Below are 21,241 nucleotides of genomic sequence, written 5' to 3'. Positions count from 1 at the left end.
CACTCTCCTCAGGCGCCCACTGTGGCTTCGACGGATCCGATGGACTTGAGCTGGCCAGCGTCGTTTTTGGCCCAGACCTCGAGCGTGAACCGATAGCCATCGCCATCTGGCTCCTTCGCGGTCACGCGCCCGCCCGTCTCGATGATCTCGTTGGCGAGGATCGAGGCCACGTATTTGCAGTTGAACCGCGCGCCCTTGAACATCGCGGCGCCCAGGTAGTTGACGCACATCTCGGCGATGTAGGCCGAGCTCATCTCGCCGGTCTGGATCGGCGCATCGAGACCGGTTTCGTCGGCATAGACTGGGTCCCAGTGGTTCGGGTTGAACCGCCCCCAGAGGCGCGACCCCATCAGCTGGATCGCCGCTTTCTTCTTCACACCGATCAGCTCGAAGCCGACGGGCGTATCCGGCGTGATGCGGTAGGCCTCTTCGGCCGTCATCTGGTCGTTCATCTGGTTGTCCATTCGTTTCAGCATTTCGGCCCCCCGGTGACGTAGAGGATCTGGCCCGACACGAAATCCGAGCGCGGGTCGGTGAAAAAGGAGATCGCGTGGGCGATGTCGTCCGGCGTTCCGAGGCGACCGACGGGGATGCTCTTCAGAGCGTCCTGCGTCATGGCGTCCACGCCTTCGCCGGTGCGGCCTGACATTTCGTCGATCATGGTAGTCAGGGTCAGGCCGGGTGCGACCGCGTTCACGGTAATCCCGAATCGGCCCAACTCGATCGCCAGCGACTTGGTCAGGCCGTGCAGCCCGGACTTAGCAGCGCTGTAGGCCGAGAGTCCGGTTGCGCCGAGTGCCCCAGTGCTGGTGATGTTCACGATACGGCCGTGACGCTCGGCGCGCATGCCCATCTGCACCGCCTGGGCCATGTTGAACGCGCCCGCGAGGTTTACATCGAGGACCGAGTTCCACGTCTCGGACGAAGTCTTTCGCAGCGTTCCCTCGCGCAGCAGGCCGGCGTTGTTCACGAGCACGGTGGGTGTCCCAAGTCGGTCGGTGACCTCGGCAACAGCGCGCGCTGCCGCTTCAGGGTTCGACACGTCGGCCGCGACGGCGACCGCCTTGCGACCGCGGGCCTCGACATCTGCGACAGTCTGTTCACAGGCCTCGACCGTCAGGTCGAGGACCGCGATGTCGTTGCCGTCATCGGCCAGTCGAAGGGCAGTCGTCGCGCCGATCCCGCGGGCCGCGCCTGTAACGAGGGCGATCCGGCTCATGCGTCGATCTCCAGTTCGCGGATTGCGCGGTCGGATAGCAGGAACTTGCGGGCCCGCCCCGAGGGCGTCACCGGGAGGTCCGCCTGGTGAATGAACAGAACATGCTTGGGCACCTTGAACCGGGCGAGCGAATTCTTGCAGCGTTCGACCAATTCGTCCTCGGTGACCGCGGCGCCGTTTCGCGCGACGATGTAGGCCACGCCGACCTCACCCATGCGTGCATCGGGCACCGGGACGACATGGGCCTGCATCACATCCGGATGCGCGGTCAGCACGTCCTCGATCTCGGTCGGCATCACCTGTTCGCCGCCGCACCGGTAACTCTCCTTGAGCCGGCCATCGAGCACGAGATAATCGTCTTCGACAAGGTGCCCGAGGTCTCCGGTATGGATCCAGCCATCCGCGGTATAGAGTTCTTCGGTCTCTTTGGGCTTGTTGTAGTAGCCTTGGGTCACGCACAAGCCGCGAGCCTGGAGTTCGCCGGTCTCGCCATCGGGTAGAACAGTGCCCGTTTGCGGATCGACAACGCGGTAGAGGACCAACTTGCCGCGCAGGTCCTCGCTTCCCGCCGGTCCCGCGTCGCGCATGCGTCCGTTCGTCTCCCGCAACTTATCGTCAGGGTCGCCGACGCGTGTCAGCGCCATCGTTGCCGTGACTTCGCTCATCCCGTAGCCAGTGGTCAGCTCGACATCGCCGAAACGGGCGCGGATCTCGTCCCAGATCCCCTTTGGCGAGCGCTGCCCGGAGCTGATGACCGCCACCAGGTCGGGCATCTCGGTCGGGCTGGCTTTCAGATGCTCGAGGATCGCGAGCGTCATCGTCGGGACCAGTAGCACGTCGTGCGCCTTGTGCTCGACGATGGCGCGAACGGTCTCGGCCGGGTCGAACGCGGTCTGCGGAATGATCGCGCCGCCGACCCAGGGGGCGGTGAGCATGCCTTCGACGTAGCCGTAGACGTGATACATCGGCAGCGAGAAGGTCACGCGCCAGCCATCATCGAAGCCACGCGTCAGCGCACTGGTGAACGAGGCCCGCGCCAGCATGTCGTGCGTCATCATCACGCCCTTGGGCTGCCCGGTCGTCCCGGACGTGTAGATGATGTCGGAGACGAGTTCGGCGTCGGAGTTCACGGAGGCCGGCGCGTCGCCGTAGACATCGGCGAGTGTCCGGACACCGTCGCGGACCGCGCCGGCGTCGGGGCGCACGACGACATGCGACAACCGTGGCAGCGCGTCGCCGCCGCCGGCGCTTTCCCAGCCGGGCGCAATGTCGTCAAGCATGCCGAGGTAATCGAGGTCGCGAAACCGATCCATTGTGATCAGCACCTTCGCGTCCGACTGCGCGAGCACGTAGGCAAGCTCATCGCGCCGGTTGAGAAAGTTCACCGGCACGCAGACCGCGCCCAAGCGCGAGATGGCATACTTGATCCAGACGAAATCGGGATGGTTCGCCATGAGCAGCGCGACGTGATCGCCCTGCGCCACGCCGAGCGCGGCCAGTCCTCCGGCCGCTTGCTTGGAGCGCTCGGCGACATCCGCGTAAGTGTAGGTGACCGCATCGGTGATGATGAACGGGCGGTCGGGTGACTCGGCCGCCGTCTCGTCGAGGATCTCGTGCAGCATCCGCGGCCGCCACACGGGGTGGCGCTTCAGAATATCTGCGTGACGGTCCCTGAACATGCGGGCCATGGAGTCCTCCCAGTATCTTCGCGGCGAGCGATCCGTCGCACCCCTCCCGAAGCGTGGAATCGGGCGCTTGCCGCAAAACAGATACTGTCACGTATGTTTTCATCTATCAAGTATCGATGCCCCCGGCGCGCCATTCTTGCCGGTCGCGTTTAGGTCTTGTTGATCGCGAAATCTATAATTATGAAACATTTTCAGTAACTTCTGGGGCAACACGTGAGAGCTTCGTAACAGGCTGACGCTCGACGGGGGGCAGAAAGGACCAGCTCAGTTCTCAGATGATATACGCATGAGTATTCTCAAAAACTTGACAGTTAGTCCGCCCATGTGCCAGCTTTCGGCAGCATTGTGGCCAGGGCACGCCCCGCGCCGCACCAAGTGGAGGAGTGCGCATGGCAAGCCAGCCAGAATTCGACGCGATCGTCATCGGAGCCGGGATCAGCGGTCTCTACATGCTCTATCGCCTGCGCGAGATGGGCATGACCGTTCGCGGGGTCGAGGCTTCGGACCAGGTCGGAGGGGTCTGGAACTGGAATCGCTACCCTGGGGCCCGGGTGGATTCCGAATCCGAGACCTACGCCTATTTCTTCTCGCGCGAGCTGCTTGAGAATTTCGACTGGTCGGAACGCTTCGCCGCCCAGCCGGAAGTGCTAAGCTACATCAACAAGGCCGCGGACGTGATGGACGTGCGTAAGGACTACACGTTCAACGCACGCGTCACGGCCGCCACCTGGGACGACGATGCCGCAACCTGGACCGTCTCGTTCGAAGGCGACCGGCCCGACATGACCTGCCGCTTCCTCGTCTCCGCGCTCGGCCCCCTTTCAGCGCCGCAATACCCCAACATCCCGGGGCGCGACACGTTCAAGGGCCTCACGCTTCACACCGGGCTCTGGCCGCGCGACCCCGGTGGGTTCGGGCCGGCCCCGCTCGACTTCGAGGGCAAGCGCGTCGGCGTCATCGGCACCGGGTCGTCCGGCGTGCAGGTGATCCAGGAAATGTCGAAGGTTGCTGGCGATCTGACGGTGTTCCAGCGGTCGCCCAACTGGTGCACGCCGCTGGGCAACGGGCCGATTACGGCCGACGAGATGCAGGAGATCAAGGCAAACTACGACGACATGATCGGCTTCCTCGATACTACGCTCGCCGGGTTCAGCCATATCTTCCGCGACCAGAACACGTTGGAGGCAACGCCAGAAGAAAGGCGTGCGCTCTGGGAGGAGCTCTACAAGGGTCCCGGCTTCTCGCTATGGTTGGGTAATTTCAAGGACGTGCTCTTCGACAAAGAAGCAAACGATCTCGTCTCAGAATTTGTCGCCGACAAGATCCGCGAACGCGTGTCCGACCCCGAAACCGCCGACAAGCTCATCCCCAAGGATCACGGCTATGGAACCAAACGGGTGCCACTCGAGACCAAGTATTTCGAATGTTACAATCAGGACAATGTTCACCTCATCGACGTGAAGGCCGACCCGATCACGCGCATTACAGAAACCGGGATCGAAACCGAGTCCGGGAAATTCGACCTGGATGTCATTATCTTCGCGACGGGCTTCGACGCCATCGTGGGCTCCTGGAACCGGATCGACATCCGGGGGCGCGACGGCGTTTCGTTGAAGGACAGCTTCGATGAGGGCATGTCGACCTATCTCGGGATGCAAGTCGCCGATTTCCCGAACTTCTTCATGCTCGTCGGCCCGCAGAACGGGGCCACCTTCTGCAACATTCCGCGGTGCTCGGCCCTGATGATCGATTGGCTGGACGGGCTCATGCGCACGGCGCTCGAGCAAGGCACGCAGGTGATCGAGCCGACCTCGGAGGCACAGGCCGATTACACACGCCTTTGCCAGAAACTCCTCTCGAGGACCCTGATCGGCTCCACCAACTCGTGGTTTACCGGCATCAACACGAACCTCGGCCGCGAAGGCCGCGACGCACTTGTGTGGATCGGCGGCAACCCAATGTATCGCGACCTTTGCACGCGCATCCGCGAAAACGGCTATGAAGGCTTCCTGTTCGACGGGGCGCCATTGGCGGAAGAGCCCAGAAAGGCTTTCGCATGAGCGACTTCTTCAAGCGTTACGACCATATAGAGTTCGAACGGCAAGGCCGCATCCTCACCGTTCGGCTGAACCGGCCCGAAGCGATGAACGCTGCCAACGCCGCGCTTCATACGGAGCTCTCGCGGCTCTTTGCCGACCTCGACGACGATCCCGACAGCGACGTGATCGTGCTCACCGGAAATGGGCGCGCATTTAGCGCCGGCGGGGACCTGGACTGGATGCAGGACGCCATCGACGAACCAGAACGTTTCCATGTGACGATCCGCGAAGCCAAGCGCATTCTCGTCGGGCAGCTTTCCATGGAGAAGCCGATCATCGCGCGGGTGAACGGTCACGCGATGGGGCTTGGCGCGTCTCTTGCGGTGTCCTGCGACGTCGCGATTGCCGCCGACACCGCAAAAATCGGTGATCCGCACGTGGCGGTCGGTCTCGTTGCCGCGGACGGCGGCGCGCTGCTCTGGCCGCAGATGACCGGCTATCTGCGCGCGCGCGAATACCTTCTGACGGGGGACGCTATCCCGGCTACGAAGGCCGCCGATATCGGTCTGCTTACAGACGCGGTGCCCACAGAGGACCTGGACGCGCGTGTCTACGGCCTGGCGGAACGGCTCGTGGCTGGAAAGACCAACGCGATCCGGTGGACCAAAATCGCGATCAACCGCCCGCTGGTAGCCCTGGCCGCCCATCACGCCGATGCAGCGTTTGCCGACGAGATCAGGTCGAACGAGACGGCGGAACATGCCGAAGCCGTCCGCGCGTTCGCGGAGGGCAAGCAGGGGAAGGCCTGACGTCAATACGTTCTGTGAGGTCGGTAAGTGAGGGTTAGGGCGGAATCCAATCGACGGTTGAGAATGAATTCCCTGACCGTTCATCACGGACAGAAGAGATAGCTGTCCGGACCGCGAAACTTGTTCGATGCCACGGGATCCGTGCACACACGCCGCCCCTGGGCATCGAGCACGTCCATACCTCCGAGTTGGCCGTTCGTATGCACCCATACCTTCTTGTCGGGTGCGCGGTAGACGCGCCCGTTTATCTGGAGCGCCGGAGCACAACTGACGTATTTTCCAATCACGTAGGGATCGGCACAAAGCGTCGCGCCGTCCGCTCCCTGGAGAAAATAGCCTTGTAGAACGCCTTCTGCGAATTGCGACTGCCCGTCCGTCACGACGGCGTTCACGTGGGACTGGGCCGACGCCGGCACCCCGATAAGGGTCGCCGCAACAAAGGCGGCAAGCTTGGGCAAGATGCCCGGAATCTTCTGCGTCATATCTTTTCCTCAAATGCGTCTGACATATTCCTCGACTCTGGCGGCCGTGGCCGCGCAAGGCAATCGGCGAAAATTCGACCGACCAATCTGGCCGCGCGCGTAACGGCCCCAGCGCACCTCTGCCGCTCGGATGCACGTCCGAAGGGCCACCTGGAAAAACGAACGCTCGCCGTCCGTTTCACGATTTTTCTGTCTTTTTGTTTCCGCGAGAGGAGATGCGACCAATCTTCCGTGCATGACCTTCTCCGATCTCTACAACCGCTGCAATGATCCGGACCCGGAAGACGAAATCTGGTCCTTCGTCCGTCCCTTCGTGGCGAAGACCGCGTTCGGCGTTCTGACGCGGATAACCGGCCTTCCGGTTTTCCTGCTCGACTTTGAGCCACCCGCCTTGGCGCTCCGGTTTCCGAAAGAACACATCCCCGAGGAGGCACGGAGCGAATTCGGGAATGACATCAAGAAATACCGGGCCTGGCGCAAGGTTCTGCTCGACTGCCAGTCACTTGAGACGGGCCAGGATGTCGATGGAAACTATGTCGATGGCCTGAATCGCCTCGCTCGTTTGTTCGTGCATGCCACCTCGGTCAATCCGATCTATTATCTGCCGACGCTTCTGCCAGAGGGAACCTCTCCTTGCGATCTGACCCGGACTGGTGCCCTCTCGATCGACGCGGGGCTCGAGGGACTGCCGCGGGCCACATTCCGGCGCGCTTTGGGCGTCCTCGACAAACTGGGCGACAATGACATTGCACGTCGCACCGGGCTGCTGCCTTGCGAGAAAATCGGCCCCCTGCCCCGGGTCTTCGACCACGCTTACCATGCGAAGCTACCAGTGCGGCTGAAGCGATTTCGAGACGCGCAGGAGCGCCCGCTTCGGAACGCGATCGACTTCACATACCGTGTCGCCACGATGGCCGGTATCCTTGCGGAAGATTCCGAGGCTTCGTTCGATGATCTCTTGCGCCCGCAAACCTTCGCGCAGCTCGAAAACATCGACATCCGTGCCCTGGGTTTCGAGCGACCCAATGAGAAGACGTATCGCGTGTATCTCCAAAGGATCGCGTTTCGGGCTCGAAACGGGGTCCCGCAAAGCCAGGTTGCGCCGGATGAACCCTGGGCGGCCGCATGGTGGCGGCTCAGCAAGCAGATCGCTGATCTGCACGGCGGAGAATTCCCCGCACGGGCAACGATCGTCCGCAAGCATGCGCTGGCCGATCAACTGGCGCCCGTCGACCTGACGCCGCAGTGGTTTCAAGCCAAGGCGGCGGAACTGTCCGAGGCCCAGAGCAAGCATTTCCGGACAAGCGCATTCTTTTTCGACGACCTGGCCGGGACCGGCATCGATCCGCGCGAATTGCCGCCCGCCGGATCAGGGTTCATCAGGAAGCGGGCCAGAAAAGCACGCGTCCAGGCCCCCGTAACATAGCCCGGTGAGCCTGGTGTCGGTCTGCATGCCGGCGACCGGGCACCGCGCCACCGGAATGACGCTTGTGTCACAAAGACCAACAGCGACCTCCGCCCCCTGAACGCGCTCCGCGGTCGCGCTGATCCTGCGCGGACACTCTTTCGCAGCTGGACCGGTGCTAAGACCTGCGGTTCGCCACCGTTCCCACTCCCGCACGCGTCGATCAGGCGTCCTGAACACGCGAAACAAAAAAACACCCGGGAATTTTTGTCCCGGGTGACATCGAACCACGTCCTCCGAAAGCCAGGAGGAAACCATGGTTCACGCATACAACTTGCCCCCTGTCGTTCCGGCGGTTCCGGTCGGTCTGACCCGGTCGGAGCTCGGAACGTGGCTCGGCATCGGCAAGAACGAAGTCGGCAAGGTCATCGCGCGTTTCGGGCTCGTATCGCTCGAAGGGTATTTTCCCGAACGCGACATCTGGGAGAAGATCCTCGAGGTCCAGCCGACAACGGACACAGCCGCGTGGGCCCTGCGTGAACCGCTTGCCGACGTGCACTGGGTGGCGTGGATGACCGGGAAACGCCCGTCCACGATCCGCAACAAGGTCCGGGCCGGCACCTTCGACTACGGCGCGGGCGTCCAGCTGGGTGCGCGCACCGGAACCGTCAATGCCCGACTGCGCCGTTGGAACCGCGAGTGCATTCGCGCGCGTCGCGAAGGCCGCGCCGAGCCGGAATTCATGCGCGTCGAGACCGATGCGCAGGTGGATAATGCCGCCGAAACCCCTTCCGAAGCGATGAAAACAGGGCCCTTCGCGGCGATCGCTACACTGGGAGGGCACCCATCCGGATAACGCTGAAAATAACAAAAGGCGGGGGTCTTTCGGCACTTGGAAACCACCCGCTTTTTATTACCGCTTTCCCGACAACGACCAATCTTCCCATTAACGCTCAACAAACACGAGGATAGAGCATGCCCAATATCTCAACGCTGTCAGACCTAATCGAAGCCGGCAAACAGGCGCCGTGCAAGACCCAGCGGCAGTATGCGAAGCATCTCGGCCACTGCATCGGGCTCTTCGCGAACAACCCGCCCGCCATCCTGGGACACGCCGTGGACCTGGACGTCTACCTTGCGGTGGCCCCGAAGTTCTCAAAGAAGAACGTGAAGCTCACGCGCAAACTGTCGTCGATCGGCATGTCCCCGAAAACCTACAAGCAATACCAGTCGGACGGCCGTCGCCTGATCGAGCGTCACACGGGTGCGCTCGAGGCCCGCCGGCAACTTCGGGAACGCGATGACCGTTTCGCGGAATTGCGTGGACGCCTCGAGGACCTTGTCGACGCCGGGCTCATCGACAAGGACATCCGGGACCTCGGCAAGATCACGGCACTCACGCGCCGCCGTGGGTGCGACATCCACCAGATCGACCGGGACTTCATCGCCGGGCTGCGTGACGAGTGCGCGACGAGCGACGAGTTCTCGAAGGTCAAGCGCGGCGCAAAGCTGCTGGATGCGTTCCGGAAGTTCCCGACCCTGCTCGACGTGCTGCCGGAAGAACCGATCGGCGATCTGTCGACGCTGCATCGAACACGGCATTCGATCCCGGAAGCATTGGAGCTGGATCTCGAAAAATGGGTCACTGCGGCGACGACGCAGGTCCCGGATTTCGAGACGGAAGCCGCGCGGAAAATGGCAACCGAGACCTACGCGGATGGCACGATCGGGATTTACAGGGCCGCCTTTCGCAAGTTCGTCAGCGCCGCATCTCAAAGCGTCGACGTGACGAAAGTGAACGGGCTGTGCGCCCTGTTTGGACAGGAAACCCTGGAAACCACCGTGATTTCGCTGATCCGGGAATGCGACAGATCCGACGGCATTTCGGCGCGGACCCTCTACAACTACTTCGACAAGATCCGCCTCACGCTCAGGGCCGTCGGCCACGATGAAGAAGCGGCAGCGGTCAAGAAACTGATCGACAAGACGCCGAAACTCATCGAAGGACGCCTGGCGGGCGAGTTCATGGCGCCGGGCGTCCAGGAATGGTGCGAAGCGCTCCTCGCCGACCCCCGGAAACGGCAGGTGTTCGAGTTTCAACACGAGATGTATTGCACCCGTGCACGTGACGCGCTCGACACCGCCGCGGCCCTGGGCATCGATCTCTACACCTACGCCGCGACGGGCGAGATCGATGATCAATACCGATCGATTGCGACCAAGCTTCTTCGCCGGGCCCGGATGTTTGGCGTGTCCGCCGCATTCGCGGCGCTCGAGCTCGAAGGCCTGCCTTTGCGCAAGATGAACGTCCTGTCGCTCGACATGTCGGGTTCCCTCCCCACCTTTTTCGACCATCGCGACGGCGACACATCCTATTTCCGCGTCCGCATCCCGAACGAGCTATTGAAGAATGGCGTGGCCATGACGAAGCGCGGCCGGCGCTTGCCCCCGGCCGACTACCACAAAGGAATGGATGGATGCTGGGCCTTCGATATTCTCGAGTTCTACCTGGACGAGATACGCCCCCTTTTCGGTGGCGCCTCGGAAAGCCAGCTTCTGTTCCCCGCGATCGAGAACGTCGGAACCCACCTGACGACGCAGACCTTCGATGCGTGGTTCGCGGAGTGTTCCAACGAGATCGGCCTGCCGATGACCCCGCACAATTTCCGACATGGGTATTGCTCGATCGAGATCAACGAAGATCTCGGTGTGCTCCCGTATCTCGAGGTCGTCACCGGTGACCTCGCCTCGACGCTGACGAGATTCTACGCGTTCATCCAGACGACGGAACGGCTGCGCGACCAGCAGGCTCACCGTGCCAAGCGGCGCAGGAAGGTCCGCAATGATTACGAAGCGGCAGTGGGAGAAAACGCATGAGCCGAGCGACGATCCTGGGAAAACCGATTTGGCGGGAGTTCCTCCAAAGGAAGGAACTCAGCGCCATCCCGCTCGACGATCTCATCGCGACGGACGACTTTTTCGCATTCGTCGCAAGCTATGGGCTCGCCACACCCACCGAAGCAGACTTGCTTCGGTGGAGTCGCGCGCGTGCGGATTTCGAGCCCGCCGAAAGCCTGGCCGCCCTGTCGCGTGCCATGGTTCTCTTGTATCCAACCTTCGCCAAGTCAGTCGAAACGGCCTTGCTCACAATACGAACGGTGGGCACCACTTCGGAGAGTGCCCGGACTTCCGGAGACGCTCATAAGGGAAACTCCGTCGAGCCGCCCGACTGGGATCCCTGCGCGAAGCTGGACGGAAACGCGCCGATCGCACGCCATGTCTCGGTCGACCCTTGGACCCTGCCGGATGAGGTGAAACAAGCCTTGCGCAAAATGGCGAGCGGCCTGCCGGGGCAAGACGCGCAAGCGCCGGCAAGAAGCATCCTCGTTCGCATGCGCGACAAACTCTGCCAGTTCGCCTTCGTTCTCGCGCAACATGACCGTCCCTTCGCGCTCACGCCAGAACACGTGGATCTGTTTCAAGAAGAGCTCACCCGTCGGTGCAAGAATAGCAAGAATGGCTTTCGCTGGGCAACGCTGCGCGCCTCGATGGAAGAGCTCTACCGTTTTGCGCGTTATACCGGGGCGCAAGCCTCCGTCATCGACGACCTTTCAAAAAGGCACGCCTGGCTCGAGGGAAAAGAGCAGCTCCAGACCTCCCTGAAGCTAACGAGACTGGCCGCATCTGGGCATACGACGGACAGCATTCTCGATCTGGCTGAAGAAACATTGGCAGGCGCTTCTTCCGAGCCAAACCGGACGAAGCGACACCGAAAGCGCAACGGCGCCTGCATCCTGGCGATCATCGCAAACCTGCCGCTTCGAAACGCCAGCGCACATCTCGTGTTCGGAGAAAACCTGTTCTGGGAAAACAATGAGTATGTGGTCCGGATGAAGATCCAGAAGACACACACGAGACGTCCGGTGCCGTTCGTCGGACCGCTCGACCCCGAATATGGTCGGTTCATCGATGCCGTGCTGCTCGGGGACCTCCCGGAAGAATGTCTGCCGGAATTGCGTGCAGAGGCCATTACGTCGAAACGCGCGTTGTTCGTGTCGGACAAGGGCGTCGCTTATAAGCCAAGCTATGTGCCGCGCCGATTCAAGGAACTGACCGGGGTTTCATTGACCTCCGCGCGCGCAATGAACCATACCGACGCCGCCAAGCACCATGGCCCGATCGGAGCTGAGCTCGCCAAAGCTGCGTGCAATCAGACGTCGGACGCTGTCGTGAACCAGCATTACTTTCAGGAAGCGGCAGCTGCTCACCTAAGCTCGCAACTCATGAGCCGCAGGAACGCGCGCCGCAAGTCGATGGCTCAGGCAACGTAATCCAGGTCCTGGGCCAGACCGGGCCAATTCGTCACGATACATTGTGAAACCTCCGGCATCGGTGGTTCCGTTTCGGGGAGGTCCGCGTGCGAGATCTCCCCGAAGAGGTTGGACCCATCCGGGTTGGCGGGTGTGCGCCTCTTGCCTGTCTGTCTGTCTTTCGAGGCCCTCCGGGTGAGGCCTCGAAAGACAGACAGACAGGCACAAACGGACGCCTCGAGGGTCTCGAGCCTGCCACTCAATCAACACAACAGATGCTCAAGGAAAGGTGGGCGGTCTTGAAGCCGAGGCATGATGTCGCGGCAATGAGGGAGAACGAAATGTTCGATCTTATGAGCGGGGCCAGCACCCTGCACCTGTTCGTCGCCGAACACGGCGATGCTCTCAACGACGCCTGCCACGTGCTCGGCGGAGACCACTGGCGCAAGCGCGCAGCCGCGTTTCGCGACGCGCTGACCGATTCCGGGAAAGTCACGTCGCGCCTGCGCCGCGAAGCCACCGCGCTACTGGGGCTTCTGTCGCTCGAAAACGTCAACGTGGAGCACAGCATCGAAGCGTCACGCTTCGCCGAAATCGACATCCTGTCGCCCATTGTCGAGGACCTCTGCCTGCTGACCGAGTCGTTTTCCGCGGCGATCTCCGGTTTGCCGGAAGATCCTTCCACGCCGGAAGGGGGTGCAGCATGAGCGCCGACTTCGTAACTCACTCGGATCTCAGTTCGAGCCTGCACGAAGCGCATACGCGCGCGTTCAAGTTGCAACGCTTACTTGCGTCCACGCGGTTTCCTGCCAGCATGTCACCGCTCATTGCGGTCCGGATCGGGCGGGTTATTTCCGTCTTGTCGCGCCAGTCCTACATGACCGATGAAGGACTCGCGGAGGTCGAAGGTCTTTCGAATGACCTTCAGGTCTCGGTCGAGGCTGAGACGCATTACGGCTTCGTTTGCGACGACTGTCATACCGATGGCGGTGTCGTAACTTCTCATCTGACGGCAGCAGGTGAGGTGTTGGCCCACGCCAAGAGAGAAGTCGATCGCTTCATTGCCGCAGCTACCGATGCCCGGGCTTGGCAGCGCGCGGAAGGATGGTGAACCATGTCTGGTTGATCCGGGGTCACCCCCGGGTCAACCGTGCTTGGCGGCCGCCTACCGTGCCCTGTCCGAGATCTTGGCCCCCCGCGGAGCAGCTCGGGATCACCCCACGCCGAGGATCCGCGCATTTCGAGATACCCAAGGATCCGAGGTTACAAGCCGAATGAAGGTTCCGAATTCACAACAAAGGCATGCGCCATCGACTTGGAGCCTTACATGATCTCGACAGCGACACGGTAAGCGGCACCGCAGAACGACCGCGCGCCGATGGCGGTTCCGCTACCAACGAAAGCTCGCCGGCTGGTTGACACGACTCCGAAGACACGCCTTGCCGCCGATATTTCGATCGTTGTCTTCTTGGCGCGTCCTGGTTTTTCATGGCAAAGACACGAAAGACAGGAACGCACCCCCAATGCCCGCACAATCCCTGCTCGAAATTCTTGAGCCTGCATACCTGCCGTGCGTTCATTTTGAGGGCAATTGCGCCGCCTCATGTGTCTGGGACCCAAAGCGCGGCCTGGTTCCCTGTGCGTTCGGCGGCGCTACTGGAGCGCTGACCGAGGTCCGCTTGATTATCATCACGGCTGAGCCCGGCGATCCGCCCGACGCAGCTGGCTATCGTGGCACACCCGCCGACATGGTCCGAAATTCACTGCGCATTTTCCACGAAGCAATGGAAAACGGCGGTATTGAGCGCCGCGGGCGTCCGACACCGTTTCATCGAAACATGCGCCACATTCTTGATGCCTTCTGGCCCAACGAAGCCCTGAACACGCAACTGCGGAAGACTTGGTTGACCAATGCCGTCCTTTGCCCAGCCAAAGTCACCGGCGGCGCGCACCCTGGTCGTGTCGAGCGAACCTGCGTCCAGACCTATCTCGCTCGCCAACTTGAGCTTTTTCCGACCGCCTTCGTCGTTGCGCTTGGCGCCAAGGCCGAAGCTCGCATGCGGGCGGCCGGCCTCCCGTTTGATGCGGGCGGATTACACCCGAGCGCAAGGAAGTCCTTCGGTGAGAAGGCCACCTCGTGGGGTGCCGCCGCGCGTCGGTTTCACGAACGGAAATTTGACGGAGCCGCGCTTCAGGGTGATGACGGAACAAACAGTGTTTCCAGCGAACGATCTGTCAGCAAGACACTGCGACCAGGACGACAGTTTGACGAGGATGTGCGGACGATGGTTGCGGCGCTTCCCACGCCAACTGGAGAGTTTTTCGCAAGAATAACTCACCACCCGGATTATGATTTTCGAGTCGGTCGCATGCAGTCGATGATCTATTTTCGCGACAAGAAAGTTGGCGGTCTGAACCGGCGGGCATCTCATTGGTATTTTTCCAAGGTCTTCGTGCGCGAACATGGCAACGCAGATCTCATGGATTCGCACGGTTTCGATCACGTCATTCACAACGAGGCGCACGACTACTGGCTCGGGAGGGAGCGAACCACATCGGCCCACTTCGAAGATGCAATGGTTGCAATGACGGGTGTTCGCCTATGATACGCGGTCGGTCAGCGGCAAGTCTCGCCAATTCGCTTTCACGCCGCTTTCGTAGCTGACACCAACCGCTCGCCGGCGAGCGGCGGCCTTGCGCCCACAACCGCATCGTGCGCAATGCACACGGTCAGTCGGTATGCCCCTGGTATGGTATCGGTGGTCATACATGGATCGGGGAATGCATGTCGGATGGATACGCTTTCCGCCAAGACACTGGCGATCCTCTTCTGATCATCCCAAACGATTCGCCCGTAACGCGCGCCATTCTCTATTTTTAGTCTGACTAAAATTTAGTCAAAGCTGCTTACCCTCTTCCACAAGTCACGGAAACCACGACAGATTTTGCACTAATACTAAAATTTCTTGACGGATCCGCCTCAGCCCGGCCAAAGTTTTAGTCATGGTAAAACCCAAAACATCTTCCGCCGATCCATCGCTCGGCGCAGCCCTGCGCAAAAGACGCAAGGAACTTGGATTGTCGATGCAGACGGTGGCGAATGCCGCTGGCCTGTCCGTTGGCTTCATCAGCCAAGTGGAGCGTGGTCTGACTTCGCCTTCCCTGTCGTCGCTGGTCGGCATCGCGGAAGTGCTCCAGACGCCGATTTCGGACTTCTTGAGCCAGCCATCGGGGCACGGCACGACGCGCGGCACAGACCGCGTTTCCTATTCCGTCGATGCGACAGGACCGAACTACGAACGACTTTCCTCGAGCTTCCCCGGCTCGCAGCTCTACTCCGTGATCGTCCACGAACCCCCGGGCCATCGCAGCGAACCAATAAGCCATCGGGGCGAAGAGATGTTTTTTGTCCTTGCCGGCGAGGTCACCGTCGAGATCGAAGGCAAGGCAGAAATTCTGCGCGCGGGCGACTCGATTCATTTCGACAGCACACGCGTTCATTCCACGTGGAACCACGGGGACGAGCCCGTTTCGATCCTCTGGGCAGGCACGATGGACATCTTCGGGGACGCCCCGTCGCCAATTCACAACAGTATCCCGGCCAACGGGAACGAAAACAAACTTCCGACAGGAGAACAGATCAAATGAAAAAGACACACCTACTTGCAGCGGCCATGACCGCAGCAACAGCGCTAACTTCGCCGGCCTTCACGCAGAGCGTCCTGCGCCTCGACGAAGTTGCCGTGGGCGAACTCGATCCGGCCAAGGCGTCGGATTACGCGGACTCGATCCTGATGTTCAACGTCTACGACACGCTGGTCCTGCCGACCCAGGGTGGGCCCGGCAGCGAACCGCACCTGGCTGAGAGCTGGGAGGTGGACGGCGCGACCTACACCTTCAACCTGCGCGACGATGTGTCCTTCCAGTCCGGCAACCCGATGCGCGCCGCGGACGTAGTCTTCTCTCTCGAGCGTATGCAGGCGCTCGGACAGGGCTTGTCGCATCTCTTCGGCGGCGTGAAAGCCGAGGCGGTCGACGAACACACCGTCCGCTTTACCCTCGATGAGCCCTACGCGCCCTTCATTGCGTCGCTCGTGCGACTGCCGATCGTAGACCAGACGCTGGTCGAGGCGAACGCGACAGAGGACGACCCGTGGGGTGAGGAATTCCTGTCGGCCAACGCCGCAGGAACGGGCGCCTACACCGTCAGCTCGCACAACCCACAGGACGAAACCGTCATGGCGGTGAGCGATAGCTACTTCTTGCCCATCGACGACCATGCACCAGATGAGGTCCGGCTGCGCTACAGCCTCGAGGCGGCCACCGTGCGCACGCTCTTAGCGCAGGGCGAGCATGACATTGCAAGCCAGTGGCTCCCGCCGGAGGTGATCCGGGCACTGGCCGAGGATGGCGCCCAGCTCCTGACCGAAAGCGGCACTGGCGCGTTCTACATCAAGCTCAACACGGCCCGCCCGCCTCTTGACGACGTGAACTGCCGCCAGGCGCTCGCGCATGCCTTCGACTATGGCACGGCGCTCCAGATGGTCGCGATTACCGATGACGTGTCATCGGGCTCGGCCTCAACGGGCGCGATCCCGGTGGGCATGTTCGGGGCTAACCCAGCCGACGAGGTTCTCGAGCGCGACATGGATGCCGCGCGGGAATATCTGGCCGATTGCCCATATGCCCCCGAGGACTGGAATCTCGAGATCAGCTGGATCGCGGAAGTGCCACTGGAAGAGCGTTTCGCGCTTCTCATGCAGGCAAACTTCGCTGAGTTGGGTATCTCTTCGTCGATCGAGACCCTGCCCTGGGCACTCTTCACCGAGCGCGTGGCGAGCCCCGAGAACACGCCGAACATCAGCCAGATCTTCGTGAACGCTGTCACCGGCGACCCCGATACCCTGCTCTACGGCATGTATCATTCTTCCACCCCCGGCACTTGGCAGTCGCCCGAATACCTGGACGATGCCGAGGTTGACGCCGCACTCGAGGCGGGACGTCGCGGCCCGGGCGAGGAAGAGCGCGAAGAGGCCTATTCCAACCTGAACGACCGCCTGATGGAGCTCGCGCCGACGATCTACGGTTATGATCGGCAATCCGTCTTCGCCGCGTCGAACCGTGTGAAGGTCCCGGCGCTCAGCGACCCGGAAATGGCGTTCGGCCTCGATGGAATGGGCTTCAGCTTCCGGCTGATGGAAATGGTCGAGGAGTAATCCCGGCCACCTGGTCTCCCTCCTGTCCGAGCCCCGCGTGGGCTCGGGCCACCTCACCTGAGTATGAACCTCATGTCACCTGTCCTTCGCATCCTGTCGAGACGGCTCGGTATCTCTGTGATCGTTCTGATCGGGGTCTCGATGCTGATCTTCGCCATTGCCCGGGTCATTCCAGGCGATCCGGCCCGCATCGCGCTCGGCCCCAACGCAACTGATGATCAGGTCGCCGCGATCCGCGCGGAGATGCACCTCGACGAGCCAATCGTGGCCCAATACGGATACTTTGTCGCTGACGTGTTGCGTGGTGATCTGGGTGAGTCCCTTTACACCAACCGCCGGGTGACCACTGATATCGCCGAGTTCTTGCCGGCCACCCTCGAACTGGTCATCGTCGCCGGTTTCATGATGGTGGCCATCGGGCTACCGCTGGGCATTCTGGCCGCAAGGCACCGCGGACGCTGGCCCGACCACGTCGTGCGGGTCCTCACGCTCCTCACGGTCTCCGCCCCCAGCTTCGTCTGGGCCGTGATCCTGATGCTGCTCTTTTCTTTCTACTTGCCGCTTTTTCCCGTCGCGGGGCGTCTGAATGACAGCTACGACATCGCGCGCACGACCGGATTTCTGACCGTGGACACGCTACTCGCAGGCAACTTCGCGGCCTTCATTGATGCACTCCACCACCTGATCTTGCCCGCCATTGCGCTCGCTCTGTCAGGCATTGGACAGGCGGCGCGGCTTACGCGCGCGAATATGGTTGAAACCTACGACAAGCCCTACATCGAGATGGCCCAGGCTTTCGGCTTCTTCCCGTCTCGGATCGCCCGTCGCTACGCCTTCAAGCCATCGCTCATCCCGTCACTCACCATCATCGGCCTCGATTTCGCGGCGATGCTCGGCAACGCCTTCCTGGTGGAGGCCGTCTTCGCCTGGCCAGGCCTCTCACGCTACGGGGTCGCGGTGATCCTGCGCAAGGATCTCAATGCAATCATGGGCACCGTTCTGGTCATCGCGCTGACCTTCCTTGTGGTGAACATCATCGTCGACCTTCTGATCGCTTTCCTCAATCCGCGCATCCGCCATTCAACGAGGGCCACATCATGATCCGGGCGCTGCGCATCATATCGTCGAACCCGCTGTCGCTAACGGGGCTGGTTCTGGTCCTCCTGATTTTGGCCGCCGCGCTTTTCGCGCCGCTAATCGCGCCGTTCCCGACCCACAACGGTTCTGTCGTGGATTTCGCCTTCGCGAACCGGCCCCCCTCCACACGCAACTGGATGGGCACAGACCTGGTCGGCCGCGACATTTTCAGCCGTATCCTCTACGCCTACCGGATCAGCCTCGGCCTCGGGGTCGTGGTGCTGATCATCGCCGCGCCCGTGGGCACGGTCGTGGGGCTCATGGCCGGCTACCTGGGCGGATGGATCGAGGCGGTGCTGATGCGGCTGGTGGACGTCTTCCTGTCGATCCCCCCACTGGTGCTGGCCATCGCCGTGCTGGGCGTGCTGGAACCCACCCTGGCCAACGCGATGATCGCGGTCACCGTAATGTGGTGGCCCTGGTATGCGCGGCTGGTCTACTCAATCGCCCGGTCGGAGCGCGAAGAAGGCTACGTGCTGGCGGCAGAGGTCATCGGCGCCTCCACAGCGCACATCACGATCCGGGAAATCCTGCCCAACTGCCTGCCGGCGATCATCACCAAGATGACGCTCGACATGGGTTTCGTGATCATCATTGCCTCGTCGCTGTCGTTCCTCGGGCTCGGGGTGCAACCGCCAACGCCCGACCTGGGTTCAATGGTCGCCGAGGGCGCGCGCTACCTGCCGGACAGCTGGTGGATGACCGTCTTCCCCGGCCTCGCGATCCTTCTGGCGGTGTTCGGCTTCAACCTGTTCGGCGACGGGCTGCGGGAAATCCTGGGGGTGGACGAATGAGCAATCTACTCGACATTCGCGACCTGAAACTGGCTTTCAAAGGACTGAGCGGCCTGAGCGAAGTGCTGCACGGCATCGACCTGTCCATCGCGGCGGGGGAACGGGTGGCACTGGTGGGCGAAAGCGGCTCCGGAAAGTCCGTGACAGCGCGCATCATCCTTGGACTGCTCCAGGAAACTCCGAATGCGCGCGTCTCGGGCGAGGTCGAATTTGATGGACGTGACATTACTGCCATGCGGCCGCGCGATAGGGCGCGTCTGCGCGGCACGGAAATGTCGATGATCTTCCAGGATCCCACGTCGTCCTTGAATCCCACCTTCACCATCGCATGCCAGTTCGCCGAGGTGATGCGCCGGCGCGACCCCAGGATGAAGCAGGCAGAGTGCGACGCACGCGCGACCGAAATGCTCACGGAGGTGTCCATCCCGGACCCCGAGCGGGTTCTGAACGCCTACCCATTCCAGCTATCGGGCGGCATGAACCAGCGGGTGATGATCGCGATGGCGCTGGTCAACAACCCCAAGCTCCTTCTGGCAGACGAACCGGGCACCGCGCTCGATGTTTCAGTGCAGGCACAGACATTGAGGTTAATGCACGACCTCGTCGAGATGCATCACACCGCGGTGCTCTTCATTTCGCACAATCTCGGCGTCGTGCGCGAATTCGCGGACCGGGTCTACGTGATCTACCGCGGCCGCATCGTTGAAGAAGGCCCCACCGACGCGATCTTCCACGCCCCCGGTCACGCCTACACCCGCGCGCTCATGGACGCGGTTCCGCGCATCACCGGGGCGGGCCTCCCCGAAGTGCCCGAGGTGAGCGACGATTTCCTCGCACCCATGGTGCGTCATGATGGAGGTGCAGCATGACGCTTCTTTCCGTCTCCGACCTATCGAAGACGTTTCAGACCGCGAGCGGCCCTGTCCACGCGGTGCGCGATGTGTCCTTCGCCGTCGACCGAGGTGAGTGCCTTGCGGTAGTGGGTGAAAGCGGTTCCGGAAAGACCACCCTGGCCAACATGATCCTGGGCATCCTTCGACCGAGCGCAGGCACCATCGCTTTCGACGGGGCTGCGCTACCTGCCCGACGAGGCCCGATCCAGCGGCGTGCGATCCAGTTCGTGCAGCAAAACCCGCTTTCGTCCCTGAACCCCAAGCGCAGCATTGGCGCTTCGATCCGTTTGGGGCTCGACACCTATGGCATTGGCGCGCGCGCCGCACGGTGGGCGCGCGTGGAGGACACACTGGAAGAGGTCGGTCTACCGCGCGAGATGCGCCGCCGGTCGCCCGCTGCGCTGTCGGGTGGTCAACGCCAGCGCGTCGGCATCGCCCGTGCGCTTGCCTGCGAGCCCGAATTGGTCGTGCTCGACGAGCCCACCTCGGCGCTCGACGTTCTGGTGCAGGCGCGCGTCCTGCGGCTGTTGAACGATCTTCGGGCCCGCAAGAACCTGACCTACGTCTTCATCACCCACGACCTCGCTGTCGTGCGCAACGTGGCCGACCGTGTCGCCGTGTTTCGCTCCGGCGAGCTTGTGGAAATCGGCGATACGCCGAAGATCTTCTCCGCACCAGAACACCCCTACACGCGTAGCTTGATCGGCGCGGTTCCGGTGGTGGACGACGCGGAATTGCAACTCAGAAACAGACTCGCAGAGGGAACATGATGGATTTCATGCAAGCCGTGGCGGCCAAGGGGCAGCCGGAAAAGACATTCGAGGCCCTGGCCGATCTCGTCTCGGAAACCGTGGGCGTCAAGCTATTCACGACGATGGTAATCAACCGCGCACGAGGCGTCGTGGTCCGCAATTTCTCGAACATGCCCGACGCTTACCCGGTTTCTGGGGAGAAGACCCTGAACAAGGACCGCTGGTCCGACCTCGTCCAGGGTCAACACCAGACCTTCGTCGCCAATTCGATTGAAGAAATCGCCTCCGTCTTCCCGGACTACGAGCTCATTCAATCCCTTGGCTGCGAAAGCTGCATGAACGTCCCGGTGACGATCGACGGCCAGGTGATCGGCACGCTGAACTGCCTGCACGACGCCGGCTATTACACGCCCGAGCGTGTCGAGGCGGCCAATGCCCTGAAGATGCCGGGCGCCGTTGCCTTCCTCCTGAACGAAACCCACACCAAAGGAGTCTGA

Annotated in this window: 20 protein-coding genes; 16 read left to right on the top strand and 4 right to left on the bottom strand. The window is 61.9% G+C overall.

Translation table 11 applies throughout. The annotated features are described in order from the left end of the window. Positions 1-8: 8 nt before the first annotated feature. The 3 genes from GQE99_RS16290 to GQE99_RS16280 are packed head-to-tail and all read right to left on the bottom strand — an operon-like array spanning position 9 to position 2,907. On the bottom strand, positions 9-476 hold the full coding sequence (locus GQE99_RS16290; protein WP_202530866.1) for a hotdog family protein: 468 nt from the start codon (positions 474-476) through the stop codon (positions 9-11). Continuing rightward, positions 470-1,219, bottom strand: coding sequence for an SDR family NAD(P)-dependent oxidoreductase (locus tag GQE99_RS16285; RefSeq protein WP_161352691.1), 750 nt, complete (start codon positions 1,217-1,219; stop codon positions 470-472). Before GQE99_RS16285 ends, GQE99_RS16290 begins: the two co-directional genes overlap by 7 nt. Continuing rightward, entirely contained in the window at positions 1,216-2,907 is a 1,692-nt protein-coding gene (locus GQE99_RS16280; protein WP_161352690.1) for a class I adenylate-forming enzyme family protein, read from the bottom strand. Before GQE99_RS16280 ends, GQE99_RS16285 begins: the two co-directional genes overlap by 4 nt. 389 nt (positions 2,908-3,296) lie before the next feature. Here GQE99_RS16280 and GQE99_RS16275 point away from each other — a divergent pair, with 389 nt between their 5' ends. Together GQE99_RS16275 and GQE99_RS16270 are read left to right on the top strand one after the other, a co-directional pair. After that, the gene (locus GQE99_RS16275; RefSeq protein ID WP_161352689.1) at positions 3,297-4,967 is read left to right on the top strand and encodes a flavin-containing monooxygenase; all 1,671 of its coding nucleotides are present in this window, start codon (positions 3,297-3,299) and stop codon (positions 4,965-4,967) included. Then, on the top strand, positions 4,964-5,755 hold the full coding sequence (locus GQE99_RS16270; protein WP_161352688.1) for an enoyl-CoA hydratase/isomerase family protein: 792 nt from the start codon (positions 4,964-4,966) through the stop codon (positions 5,753-5,755). Before GQE99_RS16275 ends, GQE99_RS16270 begins: the two co-directional genes overlap by 4 nt. 83 nt (positions 5,756-5,838) lie before the next feature. Here the strand turns inward: GQE99_RS16270 and GQE99_RS16265 are convergent, their stop codons facing one another. Then, positions 5,839-6,237, bottom strand: coding sequence for a hypothetical protein (locus GQE99_RS16265; RefSeq protein ID WP_161352687.1), 399 nt, complete (start codon positions 6,235-6,237; stop codon positions 5,839-5,841). A gap of 235 nt (positions 6,238-6,472) precedes the next feature. Between GQE99_RS16265 and GQE99_RS16260 the strand changes: the two genes are divergently transcribed. The 14 genes from GQE99_RS16260 to GQE99_RS16195 all read left to right on the top strand — a co-directional run bounded on the left by GQE99_RS16260 (position 6,473) and on the right by GQE99_RS16195 (position 21,241). After that, a complete protein-coding gene (locus tag GQE99_RS16260) occupies positions 6,473-7,663 on the top strand; it encodes a hypothetical protein (protein WP_161352686.1) in 1,191 nt (396 codons plus the stop codon). Between the two features lie 295 nt (positions 7,664-7,958). Continuing rightward, positions 7,959-8,498 carry a hypothetical protein gene (locus GQE99_RS16255; protein WP_161352685.1) on the top strand — a complete coding sequence of 180 codons (540 nt, stop codon included), beginning with the start codon at positions 7,959-7,961 and terminating at the stop codon, positions 8,496-8,498. Positions 8,499-8,617: 119 nt separating this feature from the next. Further along, positions 8,618-10,519, top strand: coding sequence for a hypothetical protein (locus GQE99_RS16250; RefSeq protein WP_161352684.1), 1,902 nt, complete (start codon positions 8,618-8,620; stop codon positions 10,517-10,519). Continuing rightward, a complete protein-coding gene (locus GQE99_RS16245) occupies positions 10,516-11,973 on the top strand; it encodes a hypothetical protein (RefSeq protein ID WP_161352683.1) in 1,458 nt (485 codons plus the stop codon). Before GQE99_RS16250 ends, GQE99_RS16245 begins: the two co-directional genes overlap by 4 nt. 320 nt (positions 11,974-12,293) lie before the next feature. Further along, on the top strand, positions 12,294-12,659 hold the full coding sequence (locus GQE99_RS16240) for a hypothetical protein (RefSeq protein ID WP_161352682.1): 366 nt from the start codon (positions 12,294-12,296) through the stop codon (positions 12,657-12,659). Next, a complete protein-coding gene (locus GQE99_RS16235) occupies positions 12,656-13,063 on the top strand; it encodes a hypothetical protein (RefSeq protein ID WP_161352681.1) in 408 nt (135 codons plus the stop codon). The genes GQE99_RS16240 and GQE99_RS16235 overlap by 4 nt, the downstream gene beginning before the upstream one ends. Before the next feature lie 568 nt (positions 13,064-13,631). Continuing rightward, the gene (locus tag GQE99_RS16230) at positions 13,632-14,558 is read left to right on the top strand and encodes a hypothetical protein (RefSeq protein ID WP_161352680.1); all 927 of its coding nucleotides are present in this window, start codon (positions 13,632-13,634) and stop codon (positions 14,556-14,558) included. A 397-nt stretch (positions 14,559-14,955) separates the two neighbouring features. Further along, positions 14,956-15,600 carry a helix-turn-helix domain-containing protein gene (locus tag GQE99_RS16225; RefSeq protein WP_161352679.1) on the top strand — a complete coding sequence of 215 codons (645 nt, stop codon included), beginning with the start codon at positions 14,956-14,958 and terminating at the stop codon, positions 15,598-15,600. Between the two features lie 26 nt (positions 15,601-15,626). Beyond that, positions 15,627-17,168 (top strand): ABC transporter substrate-binding protein, encoded by a 1,542-nt coding sequence (locus tag GQE99_RS16220; RefSeq protein ID WP_235917264.1) that lies wholly within the window; start codon positions 15,627-15,629, stop codon positions 17,166-17,168. Positions 17,169-17,231: 63 nt separating this feature from the next. Beyond that, the gene (locus tag GQE99_RS16215; protein WP_328794159.1) at positions 17,232-18,269 is read left to right on the top strand and encodes an ABC transporter permease; all 1,038 of its coding nucleotides are present in this window, start codon (positions 17,232-17,234) and stop codon (positions 18,267-18,269) included. Continuing rightward, positions 18,266-19,099 carry an ABC transporter permease gene (locus tag GQE99_RS16210; RefSeq protein WP_161352677.1) on the top strand — a complete coding sequence of 278 codons (834 nt, stop codon included), beginning with the start codon at positions 18,266-18,268 and terminating at the stop codon, positions 19,097-19,099. The genes GQE99_RS16215 and GQE99_RS16210 overlap by 4 nt, the downstream gene beginning before the upstream one ends. Further along, positions 19,096-19,968: an ABC transporter ATP-binding protein gene (locus tag GQE99_RS16205; RefSeq protein ID WP_161352676.1), complete on the top strand. Its 873-nt coding sequence runs from the start codon at positions 19,096-19,098 to the stop codon at positions 19,966-19,968. The genes GQE99_RS16210 and GQE99_RS16205 overlap by 4 nt, the downstream gene beginning before the upstream one ends. Further along, the gene (locus tag GQE99_RS16200; RefSeq protein ID WP_161352675.1) at positions 19,965-20,762 is read left to right on the top strand and encodes an ABC transporter ATP-binding protein; all 798 of its coding nucleotides are present in this window, start codon (positions 19,965-19,967) and stop codon (positions 20,760-20,762) included. The genes GQE99_RS16205 and GQE99_RS16200 overlap by 4 nt, the downstream gene beginning before the upstream one ends. Beyond that, a complete protein-coding gene (locus tag GQE99_RS16195; protein ID WP_161352674.1) occupies positions 20,762-21,241 on the top strand; it encodes a GAF domain-containing protein in 480 nt (159 codons plus the stop codon). The genes GQE99_RS16200 and GQE99_RS16195 overlap by 1 nt, the downstream gene beginning before the upstream one ends.

The sequence above is a fragment of the Maritimibacter harenae genome, assembly GCF_009882975.1.
GTDB lineage: Bacteria > Pseudomonadota > Alphaproteobacteria > Rhodobacterales > Rhodobacteraceae > Maritimibacter > Maritimibacter harenae.
Note: the sequence above shows the minus strand (reverse complement) of the source record. Positions and strands in the feature narration are given on the sequence as shown.

Coding starts and splice junctions, on each gene's coding strand:
- GQE99_RS16290 (WP_202530866.1), bottom strand. CDS start 476: ATGCTGAAACGAATGGACAACCAGATGAACGACCAGATGACGGCCGAA.
- GQE99_RS16285 (WP_161352691.1), bottom strand. CDS start 1,219: ATGAGCCGGATCGCCCTCGTTACAGGCGCGGCCCGCGGGATCGGCGCG.
- GQE99_RS16280 (WP_161352690.1), bottom strand. CDS start 2,907: ATGGCCCGCATGTTCAGGGACCGTCACGCAGATATTCTGAAGCGCCAC.
- GQE99_RS16275 (WP_161352689.1), top strand. CDS start 3,297: ATGGCAAGCCAGCCAGAATTCGACGCGATCGTCATCGGAGCCGGGATC.
- GQE99_RS16270 (WP_161352688.1), top strand. CDS start 4,964: ATGAGCGACTTCTTCAAGCGTTACGACCATATAGAGTTCGAACGGCAA.
- GQE99_RS16265 (WP_161352687.1), bottom strand. CDS start 6,237: ATGACGCAGAAGATTCCGGGCATCTTGCCCAAGCTTGCCGCCTTTGTT.
- GQE99_RS16260 (WP_161352686.1), top strand. CDS start 6,473: ATGACCTTCTCCGATCTCTACAACCGCTGCAATGATCCGGACCCGGAA.
- GQE99_RS16255 (WP_161352685.1), top strand. CDS start 7,959: ATGGTTCACGCATACAACTTGCCCCCTGTCGTTCCGGCGGTTCCGGTC.
- GQE99_RS16250 (WP_161352684.1), top strand. CDS start 8,618: ATGCCCAATATCTCAACGCTGTCAGACCTAATCGAAGCCGGCAAACAG.
- GQE99_RS16245 (WP_161352683.1), top strand. CDS start 10,516: ATGAGCCGAGCGACGATCCTGGGAAAACCGATTTGGCGGGAGTTCCTC.
- GQE99_RS16240 (WP_161352682.1), top strand. CDS start 12,294: ATGTTCGATCTTATGAGCGGGGCCAGCACCCTGCACCTGTTCGTCGCC.
- GQE99_RS16235 (WP_161352681.1), top strand. CDS start 12,656: ATGAGCGCCGACTTCGTAACTCACTCGGATCTCAGTTCGAGCCTGCAC.
- GQE99_RS16225 (WP_161352679.1), top strand. CDS start 14,956: ATGGTAAAACCCAAAACATCTTCCGCCGATCCATCGCTCGGCGCAGCC.
- GQE99_RS16220 (WP_235917264.1), top strand. CDS start 15,627: ATGACCGCAGCAACAGCGCTAACTTCGCCGGCCTTCACGCAGAGCGTC.
- GQE99_RS16215 (WP_328794159.1), top strand. CDS start 17,232: ATGAACCTCATGTCACCTGTCCTTCGCATCCTGTCGAGACGGCTCGGT.
- GQE99_RS16210 (WP_161352677.1), top strand. CDS start 18,266: ATGATCCGGGCGCTGCGCATCATATCGTCGAACCCGCTGTCGCTAACG.
- GQE99_RS16205 (WP_161352676.1), top strand. CDS start 19,096: ATGAGCAATCTACTCGACATTCGCGACCTGAAACTGGCTTTCAAAGGA.
- GQE99_RS16200 (WP_161352675.1), top strand. CDS start 19,965: ATGACGCTTCTTTCCGTCTCCGACCTATCGAAGACGTTTCAGACCGCG.
- GQE99_RS16195 (WP_161352674.1), top strand. CDS start 20,762: ATGGATTTCATGCAAGCCGTGGCGGCCAAGGGGCAGCCGGAAAAGACA.